Here is a 25223-nt window from a genome sequence, read left to right on the forward strand (position 1 = left end):
TTGGCCTGGCGAGGCTCAGCCCCACGAGTCACGCAGGGTGACGGTACGGTTGAACACCGGACGACCGGGTTGCGTGTCGGCCAGGTCGGCGCAGAAATAACCTTCGCGTTCGAACTGGAAACGATCTTCCGGCGCGGCGTTGGCCAGCGACGGCTCGGCGCGACAGCCACGCAGCACCTGCAGGGAGTCGGGGTTGATGTTGTCGAGGAACGTGGCGCCGTCTTCGGCCTTCTCCGGGTTGGCCGAACGGAACAGACGATCGTACAGGCGCACTTCGCACTCGACGCTGGCGGCGGCCGGCACCCAGTGGATCACGCCTTTGACCTTGCGCCCTTCCGGGTTCTTGCCCAGGGTGTCCGGGTCGTACGAGCAGCGCAGCTCGACGATGTTGCCGTCGGCGTCCTTGATCGCTTCGTCGGCACGGATCACGTAGCTGCCGCGCAGACGCACTTCACCGTTGGGTTCCAAGCGCTTGTAGCCCTTGGGCGGCGCTTCCATGAAGTCGTCGCGATCGATGTACAGCTCGCGCTCGAAGGGCAAGGCGCGCACGCCCATGTCTTCCTTCGGATGGCGCGGCAGTTCGAGGTGCTCGACCTGGCCTTCCGGATAGTTGGTGATCACCACCTTGAGCGGACGCAGCACGCACATGGCGCGCGGTGCCGTGCGGTCGAGGTCGTCACGGATGCTGAATTCGAGCATCGACATGTCGACCACGCCGTCGGAACGGTTGGTGCCGATCATGTCGCAGAAGTTGCGGATCGACGCCGGGGTGTAGCCGCGACGGCGGAAGCCGGAAAGCGTCGACATGCGCGGATCGTCCCAGCCGTGCACGTGCTGCTCGTCGACCAGTTGCTTGAGCTTGCGCTTGGAGGTGATGGTGTAGTTGAGGTTCAGGCGGCTGAACTCGTACTGGCGCGGGTGCGCCGGCACCGACAGGTGGTCCAGGAACCACTCGTACAGCGGCCGATGGCCTTCGAACTCCAGGGTGCAGATCGAGTGCGTGATGCCTTCGATGGCATCGGACTGACCGTGGGTGAAGTCGTAGTTGGGATAAATGCACCACGCATCGCCGGTCTGGTGGTGATGGGCGTGGCGGATGCGATAGAGGATCGGGTCGCGCAGGTTCATGTTCGGCGAGGCCATGTCGATCCGGGCGCGCAGCACGCGCTCGCCGTCCTTGAACTCACCGGCCTTCATGCGTGCGAACAGGTCCAGGTTTTCCTCGACGCTGCGCTCGCGGAACGGGCTGTTGCGGCCCGGCTCGGTGAGGTTGCCGCGGTATTCGCGGGCTTGCTCCGGGGTCAGGTCGCAGACGTACGCATCGCCCTGCTTGATCAGCTCGACGGCCCAATCGTGCAACTGGTCGAAGTATTGCGACGCGTAACGCTCTTCACCGGCCCACTCGAAGCCCAGCCACTTGATGTCGCGCTTGATGGCGTCGATGTATTCCTGGTCTTCCTTGGCCGGGTTGGTGTCGTCGAACCGCAGGTTGCAGACACCGCCGAATTCCTGGGCCAGGCCGAAGTTGACGCAGATCGACTTGGCGTGACCGATGTGCAGATAGCCGTTGGGCTCGGGCGGGAAACGAGTGACGATCTGGCTGTGCTTGCCGGCGTCCAGGTCGGCCTGGATGATCGGGCGCAGGAAGTTGGTAGGCACGGCAGGGCCATTGCCTTTGGAGGTGGGAGCGTTGTCGGCGGTGGGCTTGCTCATTGGAATCCTTGAACGAACGATGCGGCGGCAGCCAGGGTAGGCCGACCAAATCAAAGCGCTTATCATAGCCGAAGCGGTCAACCGGCTGACAGGCCAGCCCCGACAAACTATCGGGTAAATCCTGCAGCATGGAAAAAAACAGCCTTTGAATGGCTATCGGCGCCTGTAAACTGGGCGCCGTCGTTACCGGATGCTCGACAGAGCATTCCCACAGAACATGCTTCATAGACAGAGAGAGCCCCATGTCCAACGTCAAACTGACCACCAACCACGGCGACATCGTGCTGCAACTGAACGCCGAGAAAGCCCCGCTGACCGTGGCCAACTTCATCGAGTACGTCAAAGCCGGTCACTACGAGAACACCGTGTTCCACCGCGTGATCGGTAACTTCATGATCCAGGGCGGCGGTTTCGAGCCAGGCATGAAAGAGAAGAAGGACAAGCGTCCGAGCATCCAGAACGAAGCCGACAACGGCCTGCCGAACAAGAAGTACTCGGTCGCCATGGCCCGCACCATGGAGCCGCATTCGGCGTCGGCGCAGTTCTTCATCAACGTGGGCGACAACAGCTTCCTCAACCACACCTCGAAAACCACCCAGGGCTGGGGCTACGCCGTGTTCGGTGAAGTGATCGAAGGCCAGGACGTGGTCGACAAGATCAAGGGCGTCTCCACCACTTCCAAGGCGGGTCACCAGGACGTACCGGCCGAAGACGTGATCATCGAGAAAGCCGAGATCGTTGAGTGATACTGCTGATCTCCGATCTGCATCTGCAGGAAGAACGCCCGGACATCACCCGGGCGTTTCTGGATTTCCTCGGCGGGCGCGCGCGCTCGGCCGAGGCGCTGTACATCCTGGGCGACTTCTTCGAAGCCTGGATCGGCGACGATGCCATGACCCCTTTTCAATCGTCCATCTGCGCAGCGCTGCGAGCGCTCAGCGACGGTGGCACGAAGATCTTCCTGATGCACGGCAACCGTGATTTCCTGATCGGTTCCACCTTCTGCAAAAAAGCCGGCTGCACCCTGCTGGCCGATCCGAGCGTGGTACGCCTCAATGGCGAACCGGTGCTGTTGATGCACGGCGACAGCCTGTGCACCCTCGACGAAGGCTACATGCGCCTGCGTCGCGTGCTGCGCAACCCGCTGACGCTGTTCGTCCTGCGGAACCTGCCGCTGAGCACCCGTCACAAGCTTGCCCGCAAGCTGCGCAGTGAAAGCCGGGCACAGACGCGAATGAAGGCCAGCGACATCGTCGATGTGACGCCTGAAGAGGTGCCACGGGTGATGCGCCAGCACGGCGTATCCACCCTGATTCATGGGCACACCCACCGCCCGGCGGTGCACGCGGTGCAGGTCGGTGATCTACCGGCGCGGCGTATCGTGCTGGGGGACTGGGATGCGCAGGGCTGGGTGCTGCAGGTGGATGAGCACGGTTTCGACCTGGCGCCGTTCGATTTCACCGCGCAGCCTGCCTGACGCACCGCGCCGCCCTGTTCGCGGCCACTGGCCGCTCCTACAGATACCGCGCCACCCGCGGGAGACACTGCGCCCCATCCGTGGGAGCGGTCAGTGGCCGCGAAGGTGCACCCCCGATCTCAATGTCCACCCCCGGCAGCCGGCCCCGCCTTGGCGGTGAACGGCGGCTTGGCCAGCCACACCAGCAGCACCAGCCCGGCGAAGATCCACCCCATCAGGGTGAAATAATCGACCGTGCTCAGCATGTAGGCCTGGCTGTTCACCATCTGCTCCATCCGTGCATACGCCTGGGGTGTACTGCCGCCCATCTGTTCCAGTGCATGGCGGGTAATCGGATCGTAGGTGCTGATGCTCTCGGTCAGGTAGGCATGGTGCTGATCGGCGCGGCGGATCCAGATCCAGGTCGTCAGCGAGGCGGCGAAGCTGCCGCCCAGGGTGCGCAGAAAGGTCGCCAGGCCTGACCCGTCGGCGATCTGCTGCGGTGGCAGGTCCGATAGCAGAATGCTCAGGGTGGGCATGAAGAACAGAGCCACCCCTGCCCCCATGAACATCTGCACCAGGGCCACGTGCTGGAAATCCACCTGGCTGTTGAACCCGGCGCGCATGAAGCAGCTGGTGCCGATGGCCACGAACGCCAGGCCCGCGAGCAGACGCAAGTCGAACTTGTGTGCGTACTTGCCCACGAAGGGCGACATCAACACCGGCAGGATGCCGATCGGTGCCACGGCCAGGCCTGCCCAGGTAGCGGTATAGCCCATCTGGGTCTGCAGCCACTGGGGCAGGATCAGGTTGATGCCGAAGAATCCGGCGTAGCCGAACACCAGCACCAGGGTACCGATGCGAAAGTTGCGGAACGCGAACAGCCGCAGGTTCACCACCGGATGCTCGTCGGTCAGCTCCCAGATGACGAACGCCGTCAGGGCCACCGCCGAGATGACCGAACCGATCACGATGAAACTCGACTCGAACCAGTCCAGGTCATTGCCCTTGTCCAGCACCACCTGCAAGGCACCGACGCCGATGATCAAGGTGATCAGCCCGACGTAATCCATGGGCTGCCGGCTCAGGTGCACAGGCCGTTTCGCCATCTGCTGGCGCACCACCGCACAGGCGAACAGGCCGATGGGGATGTTGATGAAGAAGATCCATGGCCAGCTGTAACTGTCGGTGATCCAACCGCCCAGGATCGGCCCGGCGATCGGCGCCACCACCGTGACCATGGCCAGCAGCGCCAGCGCCATGCCGCGCTTGGCCGGGGGATACACCGCAATCAACAGGGTCTGTGTCATTGGATACAACGGCCCGGCGACCAGCCCCTGAACAACCCGAAAACCGACCAGCTCGGGCATCGAGGTGGAAATACCGCACAGGAACGAGGCCAGCACGAACAGCATCGTGGCCCACAAAAACAGCTTCACTTCGCCGAAGCGCCGGCTCAGCCAGCCGGTCAGCGGCAAGGCGATGGCGTTGCTCACCGCGAACGAGGTGATGACCCAGGTACCCTGCTCGGAACTGACGCCCAGGTTGCCGGAAATGGTCGGCAGGGCGACGTTGGCAATGGTGGTGTCGAGCACCTGCATGAAGGTCGCCAGCGACAGGCCGATGGTGCAGAGCAACAGGCTTGGCGGCGTGAACGAGGCTTTGGAATCCATGATCCACCCTTTGCAATGCGAGACCGCGCCGACCCGTGACGGGCCGGCTCGGGTAGATCAGCGGGTGGCCGTGGTGCCGGACGCTGCGCTGTTGTCGTGGATCAACTGGGCGATCATGGCATCCGCTTCACCCAACTGCTTGTCGTAGACGTTGGTGGTGAAGGACGCCTGCTGCGGCGGTTGCTGCGCCAATACCGGCCCGCTCTGGTCGTGCAGGTCGACATCCACCACCGTCGACAGGCCGATGCGCAGCGGATGCTCGCTCAACTGTTGCGGATTGATGTGCACCCGCACCGGCACCCGCTGGACAATCTTGATCCAGTTGCCCGTGGCGTTCTGTGCCGGCAGCAAGGCGAAGGCACTGCCGGTGCCCGCACCGAGGCTGTCGATGGTGCCGCTGTACTTCACCTCGTCGCCATACAGATCGCTGGTGATGTCCACCGGCTGGCCGATGCGCATGTGGCGCAGCTGGGTTTCCTTGAAATTGGCGTCGATCCACAACTGGTTCAGCGGAATCACCGCCATGGTCGGCGTTCCCGGCTCGATACGCTGGCCCAGCTGCACGGTGCGCTTGGCCACATAGCCGGTCACCGGGGCGATCAAGGTGGTACGAGCATGGGCCAGGTAGGCCTGACGCAACTGTGCAGCCGCCGCCCGCACGTCGGGGTGGTTGGACACCTGGGTGGCATCGACCAGCGCAGTCGAGGTCGCCAGTTGCTGTTGGGTATTGCTCAGGGCGCTCTGCGCCGAAATCAGATCGTCGTGGGCGTGGGACAGTTCTTCCTGGGAGATCGCCCCGTCGGACGCCAGGTTCTTGCGTCGGCCATAGTTGTCCTGGGCGCGCTGCACTTCCGCCTTGCGCGCAGCCACCTGGGCCTTCATGCCGTCGACGTTGCTGTACAGGCCGCGCACCTGGCGTACCGCCTTGGCCAGATTGGCCTGGGCATTCTGCAGATCGATCTGCGAGTCGTTCGGGTCGAACTGCACCAGGGGCTGGCCTTCGTGCACCAGATCGCCATCGTCGGCACCGATGCTGATCACCGTGCCGGTGGTCAACGGCGTGATTTCCACCACGTTGCCGTTCACGTAGGCATCGTCGGTGCTCTCGTTCCAGCGCCCGTACAGGGTGTACCAGGCCCAGACGCCCAGACCGCCCAGCACCACCAGGGCCAGCAGGATGAACAACCAGAGTTTGCGCTTGCGTCGATTGGCCGGAGCCTTGTCGTCGGCCGCCGGCGCTGCGGGTGGTTGCTGGGAAGCATTGGAATCAGTGGCAGTTGCCATGGCAGTTCACCTGAAAGGGTTCGGTCGGTGTTGCGTCGAGCAGATCGGTCGGGGCGCTGACGCTGGAGTATTCAGCCGGCGGCAGCACCCAGCGCCAGCAGCGGATCCCCCGAAGCTTGCAACAGCTTCTTGAGAATCCGTTCCAGCTCGACGATCTCTTCACGATCGAGCATGCCCACCAGCTCGTTCATGGCGTTGGCGCCAATGACCGGCAGGCGCGCTGCCAGTGCCTGGCCTTCATCGGTCAGCACCAGCTGCACCTGACGTCGGTCGGCAGCGCTGCGCTGGCGCCGTATCAATTGCTTGTGTTCCAGTCGGTCGAGCATGCGCGTCATCGAACCGCTGTCCAGCGATAGGTAGCGCGACATCTCCGCCGGCGTGTCGATGCCAAAACGGGCGTTGATGATCAGCACCTTGAATTGTGCTGCGGTCACGCCATAGGGCACCAGATGCGTGTCCAGCAAACGATCCTTCAACGCCGATCCGCGGCCCAGCAGCAGGCCCAGGTTGCAGGTATGGAAGTTCTCGGGGGTGTAGTGATTCATGGGCCGGAAGCTGTCCACCTGTTAGCCGAATGCATGTCTGCGCGTGTGCATGGATACGATTTGTACATGATTCATACGTCGTCGAAACATAATGTTACTGCTTAGGCAGACAATGTCAAGGCAATGGTTAGCTTGCTAACATTAAGGTCGATCGGTCGCTTTGATGGGAAAAATTCACTCCATCCCGGTGCCCGCTGGCCAAAGCAGGCAACGCTTGGGGCATAATGCTGGCGGTTTCACCCGTAGTGGGGGTCTTCATCTACCTATATGGCCCTCGTTTTCGTCACCCCTCGCCCGCAGGGTTTTCAAGCACATGATCAAATCTCTTCGTCCACTATTGCTCGCCGGCCTGATGCTGCCCCTGGCCCTTCCCCTCTGCGCTGCCCCCCTGAACACCACACTGCCGCCCAAGGTTCAACAGGCCATCAAGGCCAGCAAGCTGCAGAATGACGCGCTGTCTCTGGTGATGCTGCCGCTCAACGGTCCCGGCAGCCCGACCGTGTTCAACGCCGACGTATCAGTGAACCCGGCCTCGACCATGAAACTGGTCACCACCTACGCAGCCCTCGAACTGCTGGGCCCGACCTATCAGTGGAAAACCGAATTCTTCACCGACGGCACACTGAGCAACGGTGTGCTCAACGGCAACCTCTACCTCAAGGGTGGCGGCGATCCCAAGCTGAACATGGAAAAACTCTGGCTGCTCATGCGTGACCTGCGCGCGAACGGCGTGCGTCAGGTGACCGGCGACCTGGTGCTGGACCGCAGTCATTTCATCCAGCCGCAGTTGCCAGCCTTCAACGATGACGGTGGCGACGAGAACGCGCCGTTCCTGGTCCGCCCGGACTCCTTGCTGGTCAACCTCAAGGCCTTGCGCTTCGTCACCCGCAACGACACCGGCAAGGTGCTGGTGTCGGTCGAACCACCGATCGCTACCATTCGCATCGACAACCAGGTCAAAGCGCTGCCAGGAACCAAGTGCACGGGCGACGTGCGCTACAACCCGATCACCCAGGCCGACGGCATGACCGTCGTGGTCAGCGGCCAGTTGGCCGAAGGCTGCAGCTCACAGACCTACCTGTCGCTGCTCGACCACCAGAGCTATGCCGCAGGCGCGGTCCGCGCGATCTGGAACGAATTGGGCGGCACCATCCAGGGCGGCGACCGTGTCGGCACCGTACCCAAGACCGCGCGCGTGCTGGCGCGGGCCTTTTCGCCGGATCTGGTGGAAATCATTCGCGACATCAACAAGTACAGCAACAACACCATGGCCCAGCAACTGTTCCTGAGCCTGGGCGAACGCTATCGCAACGAGGCCGACGGCGACGACGCCAAAGCCGCACAGCGCGTGATTCGTGGTTGGCTGGCGAAGAAAGGCATCACCGCGTCGCACCTGGTGATGGAGAACGGCTCGGGGCTGTCCCGTGACGAGCGCGTCAGCGCGCGGGAGATGGCGACCTTGCTGCAGGCCGCCTGGAAAAGCCCTTACGCCGCCGAGTTCATGGCGTCGATGCCGATCGTGGGCATGGACGGCACCATGCGCAAACGCTTGAAGCGTACGGCGCTGCAAGGTGAAGGCCACATCAAGACCGGCACCCTCAACACCGTACGCGCCATCGCCGGCTACAGCCGCGACAGCAACGGCAACACCTGGGCGGTGGTCGCCATCCTCAACGATCCGCGCCCATGGGGCGCCTCATCGGTTCTGGATCAGGCGCTGCTGGACCTGTACTCGCAGCCAAAGGCCGCGTCTACCTCGCCCAACATCCAGTAACCCTCTAATACCTGTGGCAGCGGGCTCTGCCCGCGAAGGCAGCGCCACATCTCCTCAGTGAGTCACCGCGCCTGGATCTTCCAGGCCCGGTGGATCTTGCCGTTGCGGGCAAAGTCCTGATCCACCGTCTGCGCCGTGATTTCCTCCACTGCATAGCGCTCCGCCAGATTCGCATCGAGCTGGAACTTGCGGAAGTTGTTGGAGAAATACACCACGCCCCCCGGTGCCAACCGAGCGACCGCCAGGTCCAGCAGCTCGACGTGGTCGCGCTGCACATCGAACACCCCTTCCATGCGCTTGGAGTTGGAGAAGGTCGGCGGGTCGATGAAGATCAGGTCGTACTCTTCCCGATTGGCCTGTAGCCAAGCCATCACATCGCCCTGCTCCAGGCGGTTCTTGTCCGAGAAACCGTTCAGGGACAGATTGCGCCGTGCCCAATCCAGATAGGTCTTGGACAAGTCGACGCTGGTGGTGCTACGCGCCCCGCCCTTGGCAGCGTGGACGCTGGCCGTGGCGGTGTAGCAGAACAGGTTGAGGAAACGCTTGCCAGCCGCTTCTTTCTGAATGCGCAGACGCATCGGCCGGTGGTCGAGAAACAGACCGGTGTCCAGGTAGTCGGTCAGGTTGACCAGCAACTGCACACCCCCTTCCTGTACCTGGGTGAACTGGCCCTGGGCACTCTGACGCTCGTACTGACGAGTCCCGCTCTGGCGCTCCCGGCGCTTGATGATGACCCGACTCTTGTCGATGTTCAGTGCCTGCGGAATGGCCGCCAGGGCGTCGTACAGACGCGCCGAGGCCTTCTCCGGGTCGATCGACTTGGGCGCGGCGTATTCCTGCACATGCACCCAGTCGTGGTACAGATCGATGGCCATGGCGTACTCGGGCATGTCCGCGTCATACACCCGATAGCAATCGATGCCCTCGCGTCGTGCCCATTTGCCCAAGGTCTTGAGGTTCTTCTGCAGGCGGTTGGCGAACATCTGCCCGCCTTCGCTCAGCCGCGCCTGTTCGACCACCGGCGCAGGCGCCGGTGCTGGCTTGACTGGGTTGCCGTTCTTGTTCACCCGTGCATACGGATCGGCCAGCGGTGGCGTGGTGTCCACCTGTTCGGCCTGCTCGCGCGCCGCCTGGCGCTGCTCGGGGGTACGGCGCTCACCGGTGACGAACTGGTCGGGCGTTACCTTGATCAACAGCAGCTTGCAGGGCAAGGCACCATTCCAGAACGAATACTGTTTGTGACTGCGGATGCCCATGCGTTTGCCCAGGTCCGGCGCGCCGGTGAACACCGCCGCTTCCCAGTTCAGGCAAGCCTGACGCAGGCGCTCGCCCAGGTTCTGATACAGGTACAGCAGACTGGCTTCGTCACCCAAGCGCTCGCCGTACGGCGGGTTGCAGATGACCAGGCCTTTCTGATTCTGATCCGGACGGGGCTCGAAGGTCGCCACCTCGCCCTGATAGACCTTGATCCAATCGCTGAGGCCAGCTCGCTCGACGTTGTTGCGCGCCGGCTGGATCAACCGCGGATCGGCTTCGTAGCCACGAATCCAGGCCGGGGTCTTGGCCAAGCCAGCCTCGGCGCGAGCCAGTGCCTCGTCGTGCAGCTTGCGCCACATGGCCGGGACATGGCCCAGCCAGGCGCTGAAACCCCAGCGGGTACGCTTGAGGTTGGGCGCGATGTCGGCAGCGATCATCGCCGCCTCCACCAGAAAGGTGCCTACACCACACATCGGGTCGGCCAGGGCGCCGCCTGCGGCAGCGATGCGTGGCCAGCCAGCGCGAATCAGAATGGCAGCGGCAAGGTTTTCCTTGAGTGGCGCGGCGCCCTGCTGCAGACGATAGCCACGCTGGTGCAGGCTGTGCCCGGACAGGTCGAGCGAGAGAATGGCTTCACCGCGATCCAGGCGCAGGTGCACGCGCAGGTCCGGATTGAGCTTGTCGACGCTGGGACGCTCGCCGCTGGGCGTGCGCAGCTTGTCGACGATGGCATCCTTGACCTTCAGTGCACCGAAGTGAGTGTTGTCGATGCCCGAGCCATGCCCACTGAATTCGACGGCCAGGGTGCCATCGGGTAGCAGGTGGTCCTGCCACTCGACATCGAGCACGCCGTGATAGAGCTCTTCAGCGTCTTTCATGGCAAAGCGCTTGAGCACCAACAACACGCGGTTGCCCAGGCGCGACCACAGGCACAGCCGGTAGGCGGTTTCCATGTCGGCCATCCCGCGCACGGCGGAAGTGTGTTCGCGGGTTTCTTCCAGCCCCAAGGCGGTGGCCTCCTCGGCCAACAAGCCTTCGAGACCCTTGGGGCACGTGAGAAACAGTTCAAAACGGTCCGACATGGTATTTCCTGGCCCTTGCGGGCATCGATGAGAGGGCAAGCGCATTGCCCTTTCGAGGTTCAACCAGGCGCTTTACGCAATAGAGCGCCCGAACGACACCACCATGGTGTCAGCCCACCTCACCTGTTGCCATGTTCGGCGCAAAGATGAGGCAGAACGTGATTCTGCTGAAAAAAGGGCCGCTCAGGCGACCCTTCGTCGATTTAATGCCACATCGAAATCGAGATGATTCGCAATGGCATAGTGATCTCAAACTACGCTGCAGGCCCTGCACACGACGGACTTGCAGACCTCGGGCGCCAGAAGCACCTGCTTACTTATCGCCCATACCGCTAAATCGTTACGTGCTTATGACAAAACGATCATTCACATGACGCAGTTCAACGTTTAGAAATCACCTCAGGTCGTCGCTGCAATGGCGATGACATCACTGCTCGCCACGCCGGCAGCGAGCGCGATACCGGCAGACCATCTGCCTGGCCTCAGACGAGGCCGACGGGACATTACAGTCAATAGACAGAGGGCAACACCCTATGAGAAGACTTAAGCGTGATCCGTTGGAACGAGCATTTCTACGCGGATACCAGTATGGCATCCATGGCAAATCCCGCGAGCTTTGCCCTTTTACTCTACCGTCGGTACGCCAAGCCTGGATCAACGGCTGGCGCGAAGGACGCGGCGACAACTGGGACGGTATGACCGGCACTGCGGGAATCCATAGGCTCAACGAACTTCACGCCGTCGGCTGAAAACCTTTTTTACCTGTTCACCATGCACGCCCAACCAGGGCGGCGGGCTAGCGCCCAGGGGCCTCTTCACGGGGCCCCTTTCACGCCTGGATTCAGCGAGTCGCCTGCAGCGCGGCAATGGCGTCCACTGACTCCCGGATCAATGCCGGCCCCTTGTAGATGAACCCCGAGTAGATCTGCACCAGGCTGGCACCGGCGGCGATCTTCTCAGCCGCATGCCCTCCTTCGGTAATACCGCCCGCTGCAATGATCGGCAACTTGCCACCCAGGGTCTGGGCCAGCACCTTGACGATGTGCGTGCTCTGTTCGCGCACCGGCGCCCCTGAAAGCCCCCCAGCTTCCTCCCCGTGCACGAGCCCCTCGACCCCTGCTCGGCCTAGCGTGGTGTTGGTGGCGATCACCGCATCCATCCCCGAATCGACCAGCGCCTGAGCCACCAGCGCGGTTTCTTCGTCACTCATGTCCGGGGCGATCTTGATCGCCAGGGGAACGTGACGACCGCTCTGCCCAGTCAACACCACACGGCGTTCGGCCAGGGTATCGAGCAGCTGCTTGAGCGAATCGCCGAACTGCAGGCTGCGCAGGCCGGCGGTATTGGGGGAGCTGATGTTGACCGTGATATAGCTGGCGTGGTCATAGACCTTGTTCAGGCAGATCAGGTAGTCATCGACCGCCTGCTCGACCGGCGTGGTCAGGTTCTTGCCGATGTTGATACCCAGCACGCCCCGATACTTGGCAGCTTTCACACGCGCCACCAGATTGTCGACGCCCAGGTTGTTGAAACCCATGCGATTGATGATCGCCGTGGCCTCCGGCAGACGAAACAGCCGGGGCTTGGGGTTGCCTGGTTGCGGACGCGGGGTCACGGTCCCGATTTCGACGGAACCGAAACCCAATTGAGCGAAACCGTCGATGGCCGCGCCGTTCTTGTCCAGCCCAGCCGCCAGCCCGACCGGGTTATCGAACTGCAGCCCCATGACCGTCACCGGCAGGCGTGCCGGCGGCTTGGTAAGCAGGCCGTTGAGGCCCAGGCGGCCACCAGCGCCGATCAGGTCCAGCGACAGGTCGTGGGAGGTTTCTGCGGACAGTTTGAATAACAGCTGGCGGGCCAGAGTGTACATAGGCGGGCTGAGCTCGGTGGAAGCGATAGAGGGGTGCGATTGTGCCAGATTCGGACCTGGTTAGGTATGCCGACGCCCCTGCCGGCCACCAAATCGCAGGCAAAGAAAAGCCCGGCCTAAGCCGGGCTCTTCGTTGAAGCAGTCGCTAATTACTTAGCTTGAGCTTCTACTTCAGCTTCTACGCGACGGTTTACAGCGCGGCCAGCGTCAGTGGCGTTGTCAGCCACTGGGCGGGTTTCGCCGTAGCCAACCGACTGAACGCGGTTGGATTCAACACCGTACTGACCGGTCAGCACTTGCTTGACAGCAGCGGCGCGACGCTCGGACAGCTTCTGGTTGTAAGCGTCAGGACCGACGGAGTCAGTGTGACCTTCAACAGTGGTGGTGGTCTGTGGGTACTGCTTCATGAAGTCAGCCAGGTTCTTGATGTCGCCGTAGCTGTTGGTCTTCACGACCGACTTGTCGAAGTCGAACTTGACGTCCAGCTCAACGCGAACGGTTTCGGCAACGGCTGGGCAGCCATCAGCGTCAACGGTAACGTTGGCAGGGGTGTCAGGGCACTTGTCGACGTTGTCGCACACGCCGTCGTTGTCGGAGTCAGCGCAAACTTCAGCTACTGGAGCTGGAGCAGCGACTGGAGCAGGCTTGGAGCCGCCACCGAAGTTCACACCAACGCCGACGGCAGGAGCCCACTCGGTGTCGCCCTTGTCGATGTTGTACAGAGCTTCAACGCCGGCACGGGCGTAGAAGTTATCGGTGAAGTAGTACTTGGCGCCGCCACCCAACTTGGCGAGGGTGGAGTGGTCACGACCACCGCTGTCCTGGCCAATGCTCTGGTGTGCGAAACCAGCGGAGACGTACGGACGCAGACCGGCGCCTGGAGTACCGAAGTGGTAGAAAGCGTCCAGAGCGGCATCGGCGCCCTTGATGTTTTTGCCAGCATCGCTACGGATGTTGTGGACTTCGTCGTAGGACAGAGCCAGTTCAACGTCGTCGGTCAGGAAGTAGCCAATCGAGCCACCGAACAGGTTGCCGTCGTTCTTGTAGTCACGGGCGCTGTCAGTCATGTACTTCTTGGCGAAGCCTTCCACCTCGACTGCGCCTTGGCCTTGTGCCAATACGCCGAACGAAGTCACGGCAACAAGAGAACCAATGGCAAGGCCCAAGGTGTTTTTCAGTTTCATCCGTTAAATCCCCATCTGGTGATTGTTAAGCGCCCCTAATCCAGGGGCAGCTCGACGACAAGTCTAGCAGACCTTGCCGATACGTTAGAGACCTTTGCGCCGAACTAAGTTTCGGACAGGTCTGCAAATTTATCGCGGAGCTTATCTAAAGCCCGCTTGTACCGCATTTTGGTGGCGCTCAAGCCCATGTGCATGATGTCGGCGATCTCCTGGAATTCCAGCTCCGCGACGAATCGCAGTACCAGAATCTCCCGATCGATCGGGTTCACGTACACCAGCCAACGGTCGAGACCACCGCGCTCCTCCGGCTTGGGCGCCTTCTCTTCGGATGCCTCCTCGAGCGGATCGAGACTCAAGGCATCCATCAAGCGGCGCTTTCGCCTTTCCTTTCTGTACTGCGTGATGCATTCGTTATAGGTGATGCTGTAAAGCCACGTCTTGAATTTCGACTTTCCCTCGAAATTCTTTAGCCCGTACAGCACCTTCAGCATCACTTCCTGACAGACATCGTCAGCGTCACGATCGTTCCCTAAATATCTTGCACAGACGTTGAAAAGGGTTCGCTGGTAGCGACGCATCAACTCTTCATACGCCCGTGTGACATGGAACAGCTCCTCGTGCGAACGCGCCACCAACTCCTCGTCAGAGAGCTCGCGGGGGTCGTAGCGCACGGGCAGCGTATGTACTTTATTCAAAACAGGTCGGCCCGAAGGTCAGGTCCCCGAAGGTCTGGTCAGTGTCCGCCACGGCATGATCGCTCAGCCTTTTTGCGGCGGCATACATTAGCAAAACGTTGACCTATCGGCTACTCACCCGCTGCTCCAGCAACTCGCGGTTGGACATCGAGACCAGTTCGCCGTCGTTGGTCAGGACCGTCGTCTTGACGGTGCCGATTGCCTCGATCTGCCCTTCGACCTCGCCAACCTGCACCTGCTGGCCTACCTGAAACATTTCCCGCACGTAGATTCCGGCCAGTATCTGACTGGCGATTTCACGGCTGCCCAGCCCCATCGCCAGCGCCGCGGCCAGACCAACGGTAATCAACGCGATGACGATCACATGGTTCAGCAGGTCGGTCTTGACCTCCAGCTGACTGATGGCTACCGAAATGCTGATGATGATCACCAGCCACTGAGCCACCCGACCCAGACCTGCAGCATAGTCGAGCCCGACCCCTTCAGCGGCGCCGCGCACCACGCCGTTGACCAGTTGCGCCAGCAGCACGCCGACCAGCAGCACCAGCGCGGCACCGAACACCTTGGGCAGGTACAGCGCCAGCATGTCCAACGTCGCCGACACACGCTGCAGCCCCAGCGACTCGGCAGCCGACACCAGGAAGATCAACAGCACGAACCAGTAGACGATCTTGCCGATCAGGGTCGAGATCGGCACCTTGAGGCCGCCGCGGCCCAGCAACTTGGTCAGGCCCGTACCAGCCATCAGGCGATCGAGGCCGAACTTGGCCAGCAGCTTGGACAACAAGGTATCGAGCAGCTTGGCCACCAGGAAGCCCAGGATCACCACGACCAACGCACCGAAGAGGTTGGGGATGAAGTTGGCGACCTTGGTCCACAAAGCGGTCATCGCCGCAAACAGGCTTTGGGTCCAGGGATCCAGTTCCATTGATCAATCAGCCTTATCCGCAACAGCGGCGGAGTTTTTACGACGCGACACCGGCGCGATATTCGCCGAACCACTGTTCACCGCGATCATGAACGCCTGCCCCCAACGCCCCATGAGGCTGAAGAGGTCACCTGCGCCGACTTGCCGATTGGCGGTCTTGAGCACCCGCCCCAGCGCGGCGCGATCGTCGCGACCTGGCGCCTGGGCGTTGAGCATGTCTCGCAGGGATTCTTCGAACGGATCAGGCATGCACACCTCGCGAATTTCATTCAAAGACGAGACCGTTGCACGGTGAGTCACAACGATCGTCCCGCGCAGAGGTTAAAGTCTCGATCAGACCCAGCGCAAGCGGCGAAACAACAACCACTGCCCCAGCGCCACCACGACCATCAATCCGCAGGCCATGGTGAAGCCATAGGGGTTGTCCGAACCCGGTATTCCGCCGACGTTGATGCCCAGCAGGCCGGTGAGAAAACTCATCGGCAGGAAGATCCCGGTGATCACCCCGAAGCGATACATGGTGCGGTTCATGCGCTCGCTCTGGCGCCGGTCTTCGGCTTCGAGTACCAGCCCTACCCGCTCGCGCGCCAGTTCGAGCTCTTCCAGGTAGCGGGTCAGGCTGTTGTTCAGCTCGTTCCAGTAATCGGCGTCATCGTCAACGAACCACGGCACCTTGTTGCGCGCCAGCTGGCCATAGATATCACGTTGCGGCGCCAGGAATCGCCGCAGTCCTGCGGCACGACGTCGCAGTTGCAGAATGCTGCCATGCTCGGGGGTGTACCGCTCGTCGGCGTCGAGTTTGTCTTCTTCCAGATCGACGGTTTCGGAGAGGCCCTCCACCAAAGCCTGAACCTTTTCCGTCAGGTGCTGGGCCAGGTAGAGAATCAGTTCCGAAGCGGTCCTGGGGCCTTTGCAGGCGGCGAACTGTTCGAGCAGGTCGTCGGTTGCGCGCAACGGTCGCAGGCGCAGGGAAATAATCCGCTGGGCCTGGGCGAAGATGCGCACCGAAACCATGTCTTCGGGTTCGGCACCGGGATTGAGGTTGACCCCGCGCAGAAACAGCAGCAGTTCATCGTCGGGCAGCGGCACCAGGCGTGGACGGGTGTTCTCTTCGAGCAGCAGGTCGCAGGCGAATTCGCTCAGGCCGCTGCTGCGGCGCAGCCAGTTGCGGGTCTGGGGATGACTGCGGTCCCAGTGCAGCCACAGGCTCTGATGAGGCTGCAGCTGCAATTCATCGATTTCGGTCCGGGCAATCGAGCGCGCGCCGCCTTTGCCGTCCAGCACCAAGGCATGCACCAGCCCCCACTGCGCGTTTTCTTCCTCGAACATCGTGTCCCCGTTACTGATGGAAAATTCTCATTCCGGCATGGTCAGCGCCTTCGGCGAGACGATGATGCCGTTGTTGTCGGCATACAGATAGTGGCCGGGGATGAAAGTTACGCCAGCAAAGCTGACCTTCACGTCGAGATCGCCCAGGCCGCGTTTGACGGTGGGCATCGGATGACTGGCCAAGGCCTGAACACCGACATCGGTTTGCGCGAGCATGTCGACGTCACGCACGCACCCATAGATGACGAGGCCTTCCCAGCCGTTCTCGGCAGCCTTCTGCGCAAGCATGTCGCCCAGCAACGCCTTGCGCAGCGAGCCACCGCCATCGACCACCAGCACCTTGCCGGTGCCATCCAGCGCGACCTGCTCGCGCACCCGCGAGTTGTCCTCGAAGGTCTTGATGGTGACGATCTGGCCGCCGAAGGAGTCGCGGCCGCCGAAATTGCTGAACATCGGTTCGAGCACTTCGACGTCGGGGTAGGCGTCGCACAGGTCGGGGGTCAGATAGTGCATGGCGTTGCTCCTGGGGCGAGTGGCGGCTGCAAGAGCCGGAAAGCTGCGCCGGACGCGGCGCGGCCATCACAGCCTAGACCATGCTCAGGTCGCCGCCAACGGGGTCGCACCTGGCAGCAATGGCCGGTAGGGGTCGCTCAGCCAGGTACCGACCAGCGGCCAGACCTCGGCCTGGGCCTGGGGGCTGACCAACATGCGTACGTGATCGAAATCATCGCCGAAGCCCTCGCCGCGGCCCAGGTTGACGAACTGGTTATGGCTGCCCGCGAACTGCTCGAAGAGGTCCCGACAGGCCCAGCTCGGGTCCTGCAGGTCACCTGCGGCGGCCACGGCCAGGATCGGCAGCTTCACCTCGTGCAGCCCTTCCCACCAATCACGCTGGCTGTCGCCGAAACGGCCGAACAGCCCTTTCCAGCGCAGCCATTCCAGGCCGACGCCCACGGGCTCGTCTTCCGGACCGCGCTTGAGCCGAGCGCCGGAAATGTGCGGGTAACGCTTGAGCAGCAAGCGCCCGGCCCAGTTCAGCGGCGGAATCCGCAGTGGCCAGTGGCGACGACTGACCTGCGCGCCGAACAGGGCCGCGGAGGCAGCCAGATCGCCTTGCAGATAGCCGCCACCCAGGGCCGCCGCCAAGGTGATGCCGCCGAGCGAATGCCCGACCCAGTGCGGCGTCTGGGCGCTGACCTCGGCGACGAACGCACCGATCACCGGCAGATCGTACTGGGCATAGTCGGCCACGGTGTTGCTGGCGTAATGCTGGTTGCGCGGCGACAGGCCGTGCCCGCGCATTTCGGCGATCCAGACATCGAAGCCACGACGCGCCAGCCAGGGCCCCAGGCCGATGCCCTTGGGCGAGTACCAGAAGCGCCGATTGGAAAAGCTGCCATGCAGGAGGATCACCGGCACTCCGCGGGCGCCGGGCTGATCGGCCAGGCCCAGGCGCGTCAACGCCAGTTCGACGCTGGGGTCGGGGCTGTTGGCGGCCTTGATGCGGTAGATGTCTTCGCTGAGGTCGCCGCGACGCTCGGCACTGAGCAGCGCGACGGGAAAGAGGGTACTGCTGCTTTGCATAGGGCACTTGCATCTGAATGAATGAAACCGTAGCAGCGGCGCAAGCCGCGTAGCCTTTTGATTTGCCTTTGAAAAGCAAGATCACAAGCTACGCGGCTTGCGCCGCTGCTACAGGGGACCGGGTGTGTGGGAGGACACACCGGTCTGGGGGTTGCGGTGTTTAGGCGACGCCTTCCTTTTCAGCCAGGAAGAACCAGGTTTCCAGGACCGAGTCCGGGTTCAGCGAAACGCTTTCGATGCCCTGCTCCATCAGCCACTTGGCCAGGTCGGGGTGATCGGATGGCCCCTGGCCGCAGATGCCGATGTACTTGCCGGCCTTGTTGCACGCCTGGATGGCGTTGGCCAGAAGCTTCTTGACTGCCGGGTTACGCTCGTCGAACAGGTGGGCGATGATCCCCGAGTCGCGGTCCAGGCCCAGGGTCAGCTGGGTCAGGTCGTTGGAGCCGATCGAGAAGCCGTCGAAGAACTCGAGAAATTCGTCGGCCAGGATCGCATTGGATGGCAGCTCGCACATCATGATGATGCGCAGGCCGTTGTCGCCGCGGGCCAGGCCGTTCTCGGCGAGCAGGTCGATCACCTGCGACGCTTCGCCCAGGGTGCGCACGAACGGCACCATGATCTCGACGTTGGTCAGACCCATTTCGTTGCGCACCCGCTTCATTGCCCGGCATTCGAGCTCGAAGCAGTCGCGGAACGACTCACTGATGTAGCGCGACGCCCCGCGGAAGCCCAGCATCGGGTTTTCTTCTTCGGGTTCGTAGAGCTTGCCGCCGATGAGGTTGGCGTATTCGTTGGACTTGAAGTCGGACAGCCGGACGATGACCTTTTTCGGCCAGAACGCCGCTGCCAGGGTGCTGATGCCCTCGACCAGCTTGTCGACGTAGAAACTCACCGGGTCGCTGTAGCCGGCCACGCGCTTGTCCACGCTGTCCTTGATTTCCGGGGTCAGGGTGTCGTAGTTCAGCAGCGCCTTGGGGTGCACGCCAATCATGCGGTTGATGATGAACTCCAGGCGCGCCAGGCCGACACCGGCGTTGGGCAGCTGGGCGAAGTCGAAGGCGCGATCCGGGTTGCCGACGTTCATCATGATCTTGAACGGCAGCTCGGGCATGGCATCGACCGAATTCTGCTTGATGTCGAAGCCCAGCTCGCCCTCGAAGATGTAACCGGTGTCGCCTTCGGCACAGGAAACCGTAACGCCCTGACCGTCCTTGAGCAACTGGGTGGCATTGCCGCAGCCCACAACGGCAGGAATGCCCAGTTCACGGGCGATGATCGCCGCGTGGCAGGTGCGTCCGCCGCGGTTGGTGACGATAGCGCTCGCGCGCTTCATCACCGGTTCCCAGTCCGGATCGGTCATGTCGGAAACCAGCACGTCGCCGGCCTGGACCTTGTCCATCTCGGATACGTCATGAATGATGCGCACCTTGCCGGCGCCGATGCGCTGGCCGATGGCCCGGCCTTCGACCAGCACGGTGCCCTTTTCCTTGAGCAGGTAACGTTCCATGACATTGGCGCTGGAGCGGCTCTTGACCGTTTCGGGGCGCGCCTGAACGATGTACAGCTGACCGTCGTCACCGTCCTGGGCCCACTCGATGTCCATCGGGCGGCCGTAGTGCTTCTCGATGATCATCGCCTGCTTGGCCAGCTCGCTGACCTGCGCATCGGTCAGGCAGAAGCGCGCGCGTTCGGCCTTGTCGACGTCCACCACCTTGACCGAGCGACCGGCGCGGGCTTCGTCGCCGTAGACCATCTTGATCGCCTTGCTGCCCAGGTTGCGCCGCAGGATGGCCGGGCGACCGGCTTCCAGGGTGTTCTTGTGCACATAGAATTCGTCGGGGTTGACCGCGCCCTGCACCACGGTTTCACCCAGGCCGTAGGCGCCGGTGATGAACACCACATCGCGAAACCCGGACTCGGTGTCCAGCGTGAACATCACCCCCGCGGTACCGGTTTCCGAGCGGACCATGCGCTGCACACCGGCCGACAGGGCGACCAGCTTGTGATCGAAGCCCTGGTGCACGCGGTAGGCAATGGCACGATCGTTGAACAGCGAGGCAAAGACTTCCTTGGCCGCACGGATGACGTTGTCGACGCCGCGGATGTTGAGGAAGGTTTCCTGTTGGCCGGCAAAGGAAGCATCGGGCAGGTCTTCGGCGGTAGCCGAGGAGCGCACGGCCACGGCGATGTCCGGATTGCCCTTGGAGAGTTCGGCGAAAGCGATGCGGATCTCTTCGTTGAGGCGCTCGGGGAACTCGGCTTCCATGACCCACTGGCGAATCTGCGCGCCGGTGCGGGCCAGGGCGTTGACGTCGTCCACGTCCAGCGCATCGAGGGCAGCGTGGATCTGCTCGTTCAGGCCGCTGAGCTCGAGGAAGTCGCGATAGGCCTGGGCAGTGGTGGCAAAGCCGCCGGGGACCGACACGCCGGCACCGGCCAGGTTGCTGATCATCTCGCCCAGGGACGCGTTCTTGCCCCCCACGTGTTCCACATCATTATTACCAAGCTTATCGAGGGAAACTACGTACTCTACCAAGGTGATCTCTCCACTGACTGGGTTGGAAAAGCTCGGGTGCCGGGCGCGAATGAACGCACACGGGGGCTGTGGCCGCAGCCCTGGAAATGAACGAGAATGCCTGGCAATGCTGGCCATCAATCAGGCCTATCATATCCAAGAATCGTCAGTTGCTTAAGGGCCGGGGCGCACAATGAAACGATCTGCATTCTTCATCTCCGACGGTACCGGCATTACCGCCGAAACGCTGGGGCAAAGTCTACTGGCGCAGTTCGAAAACATTACCTTCAGCAAGTTCACGCGGCCCTATATCGACAGCGTGGACAAGGCCCGGGCCATGGTACAGCAAATCAATAACTGCGCTGACAAGGACGGCGTACGGCCAATCATCTTCGACACTATCGTCAATCAGGACATCCGCGAGATCCTGGCGACCTCCAACGGTTTCATGATCGATATCTTCTCGACCTTCCTGGCGCCGCTGGAAATGGAGCTCAGCGCCCATTCCTCGTATTCGGTCGGCAAGTCTCACTCCATCGCCCACAACGCCAACTACATGGAGCGCATCGAGGCGGTCAACTTCGCCCTGGACAACGACGACGGTGCCAGGACCCACTACTACGACAAGGCCGACCTGATCCTGGTGGGCGTTTCGCGCTGTGGCAAAACCCCGACCTGCCTGTACATGGCCATGCAGTTCGGCATCCGCGCGGCCAACTACCCGTTGACCGAGGACGACATGGAACGCCTGCAACTGCCGCCCGCGCTCAAGGCTCACCAGCACAAGCTGTTCGGCCTGACCATCGACCCCGACCGGTTGACCGCGATCCGTCACGAGCGCAAGCCGAACAGTCGCTACGCCAGCTTCGCCCAGTGCGAATTCGAGGTGCGCGAGGTGGAAGGCCTGTTCCGCCGGGAGAACATTCCCAACATCAATTCGACGCATTTCTCGGTGGAGGAAATCTCCGCGAAGATCCTCGTCGAAAAAGGCGTCGAACGGCGCTTCAAGTAGCTATCGCCAGGCACGCCGGGCAGGCGCCCGACGAACTTTCGGATCGTTCCAGACTCCAAGGCCTCGCCTGGCGGTGCATGCGCTGGCGGCGTGAAAGCACCGTGCTAGAATGCAGCGCTCCCTTCCTGTTACCCGCGGAACGTTTTCGCGGTGTCCGATTCGGTATTCATAATTTCAATTCATGACTCTCAAGCCCCTCTCCCGCCTGCTCAGCCTCCTCTTCATTCCGGGCCTGAGCATGGCCGCCGAAAAGACCACCTACGGCTTGAACGAATACGCACAGCTGACCGACATCGACCTGCGGGTCGCGGCCAAGCTCGACACCGGCGCGCTGACCGCCTCGCTCAGCGCCCGTGACATCAAGCGCTTCAAGCGCAACGGGCAATCCTGGGTGCGCTTCTATCTGGCCATCGACAACGCCCATTCTCACCCCATCGAACGGCCGCTGGTGCGCATGAGTTCCATCAAGCGCCGGGCCGATGACTGCGAATGCAGCGCGCAGGAGCGCAAGACTCACACCCAGCGACCGGTGATCGAACTCGACGTGTGCATGGGCCACACCCAGCGACGCATCGAGGTCAACCTGACCGACCGCACCGCATTCGACTACCCGCTGCTGATCGGCTCCGACGCGCTGACCCGCTTCGATGCGCTGGTCGACCCCAGCCGCAAACACGCTGCCGGCAAACCTGCCTGCGCCACTGTCGCCAAAATCGCAGAGTAATTTCAATGCGCGCGCTAACCCTGCACCTGAAGATCCTGATCACCGCGCTGGTGGCTCTGGGCATCGCCATCACGGCCTATCAGATTCTGGTCCTCGGCATTCCGGTGACCGAAGACGAAACCGACGACCTGTGGAACATCGATGCCAAGGTCGAGTTCGTCGCCAGCGCCAAGGACCCGGTGAAGGTGCAGATGTTCGTGCCGCCGCTGAGCCGTGACTACGTGAGCCTCAACGAGAGCTTCATCTCCAACAACTACGGGGTCAGCGTCAATCGCCTGGACGGCAACCGCAAGGTGACCTGGTCGGCCCGCCGCGCCTCGGGCAACCAGACACTGTATTACCGCCTGGTGCTGACCAAGCGCTACAGCGGTGAAAAGCCCAAGGTCAAGGGGCCCATCTTCCGCGACAGCCTGGCCGTGGAAGGCCCGGAGAAGATCGCCGCCGAGGCATTGCTGGCCCCCATCCGCCAGCATTCGGCGGACGTCGAAACCTTCGTCGGCGAAACCATCAAGCGGGTCAACAACCTGGCCGACGACAACGTCAAGCTGCTGCTGGCCGGTGACACCTCGACCCTGCACAAGGCGCGGATCGTCGACCTGCTGCTGTCCATCGCCCACGTGCCAATGGAGAAGGTCCACACCGTACGTCTGCTGGCCGATCAGGCGCAGACGCCGGAACTGTGGCTGCGCAGCTTCAACGGCAGCGACTGGCTGTACTTCAACCCTGATACGGGCGAGCAGGGCCTGCCCGAGGATCGCCTGCTCTGGTGGACGGGTGACGAGAACCTGGTCAGCGTGGAGGGCGGACGCAAGGCGACCGTGACCTTCACCATGAACAACAGCGAGATGAACGCCATTCGCCTGGCCAAGCTGACCGACGAAAACACCGACGCCGACTTTCTCGAATACAGCCTCTACGGCCTGCCGCTGCAGACCCAGCAGACCTTCATGATCATGGTGATGATCCCGATCGGCGTGCTGGTCATCCTGATCCTGCGTAACCTGATCGGCATCCAGACCCTGGGCACCTTCACCCCGGTGCTGATCGCCCTGGCGTTCCGCGAAACCCAGCTGGGCTTCGGCATCATCCTGTTCACCGTGATCACCGCCCTGGGGCTGTCGCTGCGCTCGTACCTGGAGCACCTGAAGTTGCAGATGCTGCCCAGGCTGTCCGTGGTACTCACCTTCGTCGTGGTGCTGATTGCCGCCATCAGCCTGTTCAGCCACAAGCTGGGCCTGGAGCGCGGGCTGTCGGTGGCGCTGTTCCCGATGGTGATCCTGACCATGACCATCGAGCGCCTGTCGATCACCTGGGAAGAACGCGGCAGCGGGCACGCCCTGAAGGTCGCCGTGGGCACGCTGTTCGCCGCGTCTCTGGCGCACATCCTGATGAGCGTTCCGGAACTGGTGTACTTCGTGTTCACCTTCCCTGCGATCCTGTTGATTCTGGTCGGTTTCATGCTCGCCATGGGCCGCTACCGGGGTTACCGCCTGACCGAACTGGTCCGTTTCAAGGCATTCCTCAAGCAGGCCGATTCCTGATGTTCGGTTTGTGGAAGACCTGGAAGGCGCTGGAGGCCCGCGGCATCATGGGCATCAACCGGCGCAACGCCGATTATGTGCTCAAGTACAACCGGCGCAGCCTCTACCCCATCGTCGATGACAAGATCATTACCAAGGAGCGCGCCATCGCTGCAGGCATTCACGTGCCTGAGATGTTCGGGGTCATTTCCACGGAAAAACAGATCGACCGCCTGGACGAGATCATCGGCGGCCGCAGTGACTTCGTGGTCAAGCCTGCCCAGGGGGCCGGCGGGGACGGCATCCTGGTGGTCGCCGACCGCTTCGAGGAGCGCTTTCGCACCGTGTCGGGCAAGATCATCAGCCGCGCCGACATCGAACACCAGATCTCCAGCATTCTCACCGGCCTGTATTCACTGGGCGGGCACCGCGATCGCGCCTTGATCGAATACCGGGTGATTCCCGACCAGATCTTCAAGAGCATCAGCTACGAAGGCGTGCCGGACATCCGCATCATCGTGCTCATGGGCTACCCGGTCATGGCCATGCTGCGCCTGCCGACCCGGCAATCGGGCGGCAAGGCCAACCTGCACCAAGGTGCCATCGGCGTGGGCGTCGACCTGGCCACCGGGGTGACCCTGCGCGGTACCTGGCTCAACAACATCATCAGCAAGCACCCCGACACCACCAACGCGGTGGACGGCGTGCAACTGCCCAACTGGGACGGTTTCATGCGTCTGGCAGCGGGCTGCTACGAGCTCTGCGGGCTGGGCTACATCGGCGTCGATATGGTCCTGGACCAGGAAAAAGGCCCGCTGATCCTGGAGCTCAACGCCCGCCCCGGGCTGAACATCCAGATCGCCAACGATTGCGGCCTGACCCTGCGCACCCAGGCCGTGGAAAAACACCTGGAAGAACTGGCCGCCGAAGGCCTCGTGGAAACCGTGGAAGAACGCACACGGTTCGTCCAGGCGCTGTTCGGTCACGTGCCTGCCGTGACGAGCTGAGACCGGACGCCACACCGCCCGCACACGAGCGGCCGGGTGCATTACAATCCCAGCCCCGCCACTGGCCACCG

22 protein-coding genes are annotated in these 25223 nt (G+C 62.4%); 8 read left to right on the forward strand and 14 right to left on the reverse strand.

Annotated elements, in window-relative coordinates:
- Positions 1 to 15: 15 nt before the first annotated feature.
- Positions 16 to 1713, reverse strand: coding sequence for a glutamine--tRNA ligase/YqeY domain fusion protein (locus ASF66_RS09090; RefSeq protein WP_049858871.1), 1698 nt, complete (start codon positions 1711 to 1713; stop codon positions 16 to 18).
- A gap of 242 nt (positions 1714 to 1955) precedes the next feature.
- On the opposite strand from ASF66_RS09090, the gene ASF66_RS09095 reads away from it, so the two are divergent.
- Both ASF66_RS09095 and lpxH read left to right on the forward strand, forming a co-directional pair.
- Positions 1956 to 2459, forward strand: a complete 504-nt coding sequence (locus tag ASF66_RS09095; RefSeq protein ID WP_049858872.1) for a peptidylprolyl isomerase — start codon at positions 1956 to 1958, stop codon at positions 2457 to 2459.
- Positions 2456 to 3190 carry a UDP-2,3-diacylglucosamine diphosphatase gene (gene lpxH, locus ASF66_RS09100; protein WP_056843595.1) on the forward strand — a complete coding sequence of 245 codons (735 nt, stop codon included), beginning with the start codon at positions 2456 to 2458 and terminating at the stop codon, positions 3188 to 3190. The genes ASF66_RS09095 and lpxH overlap by 4 nt, the downstream gene beginning before the upstream one ends.
- 119 nt (positions 3191 to 3309) lie before the next feature.
- On the opposite strand, the gene ASF66_RS09105 is transcribed toward lpxH, so the two are convergent.
- From ASF66_RS09105 to ASF66_RS09115, 3 genes are all read right to left on the reverse strand, one after another.
- The gene (locus ASF66_RS09105; protein WP_049858874.1) at positions 3310 to 4842 is read right to left on the reverse strand and encodes a DHA2 family efflux MFS transporter permease subunit; all 1533 of its coding nucleotides are present in this window, start codon (positions 4840 to 4842) and stop codon (positions 3310 to 3312) included.
- Between the two features lie 57 nt (positions 4843 to 4899).
- Entirely contained in the window at positions 4900 to 6126 is a 1227-nt protein-coding gene (locus tag ASF66_RS09110) for an HlyD family secretion protein (RefSeq protein ID WP_049858875.1), read from the reverse strand.
- Between the two features lie 71 nt (positions 6127 to 6197).
- Complete coding sequence (locus ASF66_RS09115) at positions 6198 to 6671, reverse strand: MarR family winged helix-turn-helix transcriptional regulator (RefSeq protein ID WP_049858876.1); 474 nt, start codon at positions 6669 to 6671, stop codon at positions 6198 to 6200.
- Between the two features lie 313 nt (positions 6672 to 6984).
- Between ASF66_RS09115 and dacB the strand changes: the two genes are divergently transcribed.
- Positions 6985 to 8445, forward strand: coding sequence for a D-alanyl-D-alanine carboxypeptidase/D-alanyl-D-alanine endopeptidase (gene dacB, locus ASF66_RS09120; protein ID WP_056843596.1), 1461 nt, complete (start codon positions 6985 to 6987; stop codon positions 8443 to 8445).
- Between the two features lie 62 nt (positions 8446 to 8507).
- Here the strand turns inward: dacB and rlmKL are convergent, their stop codons facing one another.
- The gene (rlmKL, locus tag ASF66_RS09125; RefSeq protein ID WP_049858878.1) at positions 8508 to 10784 is read right to left on the reverse strand and encodes a bifunctional 23S rRNA (guanine(2069)-N(7))-methyltransferase RlmK/23S rRNA (guanine(2445)-N(2))-methyltransferase RlmL; all 2277 of its coding nucleotides are present in this window, start codon (positions 10782 to 10784) and stop codon (positions 8508 to 8510) included.
- A gap of 533 nt (positions 10785 to 11317) precedes the next feature.
- Between rlmKL and rmf the strand changes: the two genes are divergently transcribed.
- Positions 11318 to 11533, forward strand: coding sequence for a ribosome modulation factor (rmf, locus tag ASF66_RS21985; RefSeq protein ID WP_008368461.1), 216 nt, complete (start codon positions 11318 to 11320; stop codon positions 11531 to 11533).
- A 92-nt stretch (positions 11534 to 11625) separates the two neighbouring features.
- Here the strand turns inward: rmf and ASF66_RS09130 are convergent, their stop codons facing one another.
- From ASF66_RS09130 to ppsA, 9 genes are all read right to left on the reverse strand, one after another.
- Entirely contained in the window at positions 11626 to 12654 is a 1029-nt protein-coding gene (locus tag ASF66_RS09130) for a quinone-dependent dihydroorotate dehydrogenase (RefSeq protein WP_056843597.1), read from the reverse strand.
- Between the two features lie 149 nt (positions 12655 to 12803).
- Positions 12804 to 13838, reverse strand: coding sequence for an OmpA family protein (locus tag ASF66_RS09135; protein ID WP_056843598.1), 1035 nt, complete (start codon positions 13836 to 13838; stop codon positions 12804 to 12806).
- 104 nt (positions 13839 to 13942) lie between these two features.
- On the reverse strand, positions 13943 to 14533 hold the full coding sequence (gene sigX / locus ASF66_RS09140; protein WP_082484608.1) for an RNA polymerase sigma factor SigX: 591 nt from the start codon (positions 14531 to 14533) through the stop codon (positions 13943 to 13945).
- Positions 14534 to 14636: 103 nt separating this feature from the next.
- Positions 14637 to 15461 (reverse strand): mechanosensitive ion channel family protein, encoded by an 825-nt coding sequence (locus ASF66_RS09145; RefSeq protein ID WP_056843600.1) that lies wholly within the window; start codon positions 15459 to 15461, stop codon positions 14637 to 14639.
- Between the two features lie 3 nt (positions 15462 to 15464).
- Positions 15465 to 15710: a hypothetical protein gene (locus ASF66_RS09150; protein WP_056843601.1), complete on the reverse strand. Its 246-nt coding sequence runs from the start codon at positions 15708 to 15710 to the stop codon at positions 15465 to 15467.
- Between the two features lie 84 nt (positions 15711 to 15794).
- Positions 15795 to 16790 (reverse strand): zinc transporter ZntB, encoded by a 996-nt coding sequence (locus ASF66_RS09155; RefSeq protein ID WP_056843602.1) that lies wholly within the window; start codon positions 16788 to 16790, stop codon positions 15795 to 15797.
- 27 nt (positions 16791 to 16817) lie between these two features.
- Complete coding sequence (rraA, locus tag ASF66_RS09160; protein WP_056843603.1) at positions 16818 to 17303, reverse strand: ribonuclease E activity regulator RraA; 486 nt, start codon at positions 17301 to 17303, stop codon at positions 16818 to 16820.
- 84 nt (positions 17304 to 17387) lie between these two features.
- Positions 17388 to 18374: an alpha/beta fold hydrolase gene (locus tag ASF66_RS09165; RefSeq protein ID WP_056843604.1), complete on the reverse strand. Its 987-nt coding sequence runs from the start codon at positions 18372 to 18374 to the stop codon at positions 17388 to 17390.
- Between the two features lie 160 nt (positions 18375 to 18534).
- Positions 18535 to 20910, reverse strand: a complete 2376-nt coding sequence (gene ppsA / locus ASF66_RS09170; protein WP_056843605.1) for a phosphoenolpyruvate synthase — start codon at positions 20908 to 20910, stop codon at positions 18535 to 18537.
- A gap of 172 nt (positions 20911 to 21082) precedes the next feature.
- Here ppsA and ppsR point away from each other — a divergent pair, with 172 nt between their 5' ends.
- From ppsR to ASF66_RS09190, 4 genes are all read left to right on the forward strand, one after another.
- Complete coding sequence (ppsR, locus tag ASF66_RS09175) at positions 21083 to 21901, forward strand: posphoenolpyruvate synthetase regulatory kinase/phosphorylase PpsR (protein WP_049858888.1); 819 nt, start codon at positions 21083 to 21085, stop codon at positions 21899 to 21901.
- Between the two features lie 181 nt (positions 21902 to 22082).
- On the forward strand, positions 22083 to 22625 hold the full coding sequence (rloA, locus tag ASF66_RS09180; RefSeq protein WP_056843606.1) for a retropepsin-like aspartic peptidase RloA: 543 nt from the start codon (positions 22083 to 22085) through the stop codon (positions 22623 to 22625).
- A 5-nt stretch (positions 22626 to 22630) separates the two neighbouring features.
- Positions 22631 to 24166, forward strand: coding sequence for an osmotic stress tolerance membrane protein RloB (rloB, locus tag ASF66_RS09185; protein WP_049858890.1), 1536 nt, complete (start codon positions 22631 to 22633; stop codon positions 24164 to 24166).
- Positions 24166 to 25152 carry an alpha-L-glutamate ligase-like protein gene (locus tag ASF66_RS09190; RefSeq protein ID WP_049858891.1) on the forward strand — a complete coding sequence of 329 codons (987 nt, stop codon included), beginning with the start codon at positions 24166 to 24168 and terminating at the stop codon, positions 25150 to 25152. The genes rloB and ASF66_RS09190 overlap by 1 nt, the downstream gene beginning before the upstream one ends.
- Positions 25153 to 25223: the final 71 nt, after the last annotated feature.

The organism is Pseudomonas sp. Leaf129 (genome assembly GCF_001423465.1).
In the GTDB taxonomy this organism is placed as follows: Bacteria; Pseudomonadota; Gammaproteobacteria; order Pseudomonadales; family Pseudomonadaceae; genus Aquipseudomonas; species Aquipseudomonas coleopterorum.

Bases quoted from the DNA above. Each gene is read 5' to 3' on its own strand.
- ASF66_RS09095 (WP_049858872.1), top strand. From the start codon at position 1,956: ATGTCCAACGTCAAACTGACCACCAACCACGGCGACATCGTGCTGCAA.
- ASF66_RS09150 (WP_056843601.1), bottom strand. From the start codon at position 15,710: ATGCCTGATCCGTTCGAAGAATCCCTGCGAGACATGCTCAACGCCCAG.
- ASF66_RS09190 (WP_049858891.1), top strand. From the start codon at position 24,166: ATGTTCGGTTTGTGGAAGACCTGGAAGGCGCTGGAGGCCCGCGGCATC.
- ASF66_RS09115 (WP_049858876.1), bottom strand. From the start codon at position 6,671: ATGAATCACTACACCCCCGAGAACTTCCATACCTGCAACCTGGGCCTG.
- ASF66_RS09165 (WP_056843604.1), bottom strand. From the start codon at position 18,374: ATGCAAAGCAGCAGTACCCTCTTTCCCGTCGCGCTGCTCAGTGCCGAG.
- ASF66_RS09090 (WP_049858871.1), bottom strand. From the start codon at position 1,713: ATGAGCAAGCCCACCGCCGACAACGCTCCCACCTCCAAAGGCAATGGC.
- rmf (WP_008368461.1), top strand. From the start codon at position 11,318: ATGAGAAGACTTAAGCGTGATCCGTTGGAACGAGCATTTCTACGCGGA.
- rlmKL (WP_049858878.1), bottom strand. From the start codon at position 10,784: ATGTCGGACCGTTTTGAACTGTTTCTCACGTGCCCCAAGGGTCTCGAA.
- rloA (WP_056843606.1), top strand. From the start codon at position 22,083: ATGACTCTCAAGCCCCTCTCCCGCCTGCTCAGCCTCCTCTTCATTCCG.
- ASF66_RS09155 (WP_056843602.1), bottom strand. From the start codon at position 16,790: ATGTTCGAGGAAGAAAACGCGCAGTGGGGGCTGGTGCATGCCTTGGTG.
- dacB (WP_056843596.1), top strand. From the start codon at position 6,985: ATGATCAAATCTCTTCGTCCACTATTGCTCGCCGGCCTGATGCTGCCC.
- rloB (WP_049858890.1), top strand. From the start codon at position 22,631: ATGCGCGCGCTAACCCTGCACCTGAAGATCCTGATCACCGCGCTGGTG.
- ASF66_RS09110 (WP_049858875.1), bottom strand. From the start codon at position 6,126: ATGGCAACTGCCACTGATTCCAATGCTTCCCAGCAACCACCCGCAGCG.
- rraA (WP_056843603.1), bottom strand. From the start codon at position 17,303: ATGCACTATCTGACCCCCGACCTGTGCGACGCCTACCCCGACGTCGAA.
- ASF66_RS09105 (WP_049858874.1), bottom strand. From the start codon at position 4,842: ATGGATTCCAAAGCCTCGTTCACGCCGCCAAGCCTGTTGCTCTGCACC.
- ASF66_RS09145 (WP_056843600.1), bottom strand. From the start codon at position 15,461: ATGGAACTGGATCCCTGGACCCAAAGCCTGTTTGCGGCGATGACCGCT.
- ASF66_RS09135 (WP_056843598.1), bottom strand. From the start codon at position 13,838: ATGAAACTGAAAAACACCTTGGGCCTTGCCATTGGTTCTCTTGTTGCC.
- ASF66_RS09130 (WP_056843597.1), bottom strand. From the start codon at position 12,654: ATGTACACTCTGGCCCGCCAGCTGTTATTCAAACTGTCCGCAGAAACC.
- ppsR (WP_049858888.1), top strand. From the start codon at position 21,083: ATGAAACGATCTGCATTCTTCATCTCCGACGGTACCGGCATTACCGCC.